Genomic DNA, 1,623 nt, shown 5'->3' with positions numbered 1-1,623 from the left:
TGCCTTCCCACATCGTTTCCCACTTAACCATGACTTTGGGACCTTAGCTGGCGGTCTGGGTTGTTTCCCTCTTCACGACGGACGTTAGCACCCGCCGTGTGTCTCCCGTGATAACATTCTTCGGTATTCGGAGTTTGCATCGGTTTGGTAAGCCGGGATGGCCCCCTAGCCGAAACAGTGCTCTACCCCCGAAGATGAGTTCACGAGGCGCTACCTAAATAGCTTTCGGGGAGAACCAGCTATCTCCCGGTTTGATTGGCCTTTCACCCCCAGCCACAAGTCATCCGCTAATTTTTCAACATTAGTCGGTTCGGTCCTCCAGTTAGTGTTACCCAACCTTCAACCTGCCCATGGCTAGATCACCGGGTTTCGGGTCTATACCTTGCAACTATTCGCCCAGTTAAGACTCGGTTTCCCTACGGCTCCCCTATACGGTTAACCTTGCTACAAAATATAAGTCGCTGACCCATTATACAAAAGGTACGCAGTCACACCACGAAGGTGCTCCCACTGCTTGTACGTACACGGTTTCAGGTTCTATTTCACTCCCCTCGCCGGGGTTCTTTTCGCCTTTCCCTCACGGTACTGGTTCACTATCGGTCAGTCAGGAGTATTTAGCCTTGGAGGATGGTCCCCCCATATTCAGACAGGATGTCACGTGTCCCGCCCTACTCATCGAACTCACGACCTGTGCATTTTAGTGTACGGGGCTATCACCCTTTGCTGCGCGACTTTCCAGACGCTTCCACTAACACACAAGCCGATTCAGGTTCTGGGCTCCTCCCCGTTCGCTCGCCGCTACTGGGGGAATCTCGGTTGATTTCTTTTCCTCGGGGTACTTAGATGTTTCAGTTCCCCCGGTTCGCCTCATGCCACTATGTATTCATGACATGATAGTGTGTCGAAACACACTGGGTTTCCCCATTCGGGTATCGCCGGTTATAACGGTTCATATCACCTTACCGACGCTTTTCGCAGATTAGCACGCCCTTCATCGCCTCTGACTGCCTAGGCATCCACCGTGTACGCTTAGTCACTTAACCTCACAACCCGAAGATGTTTCCATCGTTCAAGTTGCAAACATTTGAGAGACTCTATGACAGGTTACTCTTCATTCCGGTACTTCTACGGAGGAATGAATTTCAGCCGTCATGTTTCAATTTTCAGCTTGTTCCAGATTGTTAAAGAGCAAAATACTTCGCAGCATACTGTTGCCAATATACTCTGAAGTAGTGAAATACCGGACTATATGGTGGAGCTAAGCGGGATCGAACCGCTGACCTCCTGCGTGCAAGGCAGGCGCTCTCCCAGCTGAGCTATAGCCCCATACAGTCACGCGCAGTACCTTTTCCACTTCCGAGAAGTGGTAGGCCTGAGTGGACTTGAACCACCGACCTCACCCTTATCAGGGGTGCGCTCTAACCACCTGAGCTACAAGCCTATAAAGGTATTTCTGCTCGTTACTTTTTCATCAGACAATCTGTGTGAGCACGCCACGCGAACTAATATCTTTAGGTAAGGAGGTGATCCAACCGCAGGTTCCCCTACGGTTACCTTGTTACGACTTCACCCCAGTCATGAATCACAAAGTGGTAAGCGCCCTCCCGAAGGTTAAGCTACCTA

2 tRNA genes and 2 rRNA genes are annotated in these 1,623 nt (G+C 50.8%); all 4 read right to left on the bottom strand.

The window, feature by feature from the left end:
- Positions 1–1,043: ribosomal RNA gene (locus tag ACJ8HH_RS23845) — 23S ribosomal RNA — on the bottom strand; the annotation flags it as partial.
- 207 nt (positions 1,044–1,250) lie between these two features.
- Positions 1,251–1,326, bottom strand: a tRNA-Ala gene (locus ACJ8HH_RS23840).
- Between the two features lie 38 nt (positions 1,327–1,364).
- Positions 1,365–1,441: transfer RNA gene (locus ACJ8HH_RS23835), tRNA-Ile, on the bottom strand.
- A gap of 75 nt (positions 1,442–1,516) precedes the next feature.
- Positions 1,517–1,623, bottom strand: a 16S ribosomal RNA gene (locus ACJ8HH_RS23830); the annotation flags it as partial.

It is taken from the genome of Serratia sp. CY32780 (assembly GCF_052169135.1).
Lineage (GTDB): Bacteria > Pseudomonadota > Gammaproteobacteria > Enterobacterales > Enterobacteriaceae > Serratia > Serratia sarumanii.
This window is presented reverse-complemented; position numbering and strand designations above follow the sequence as displayed.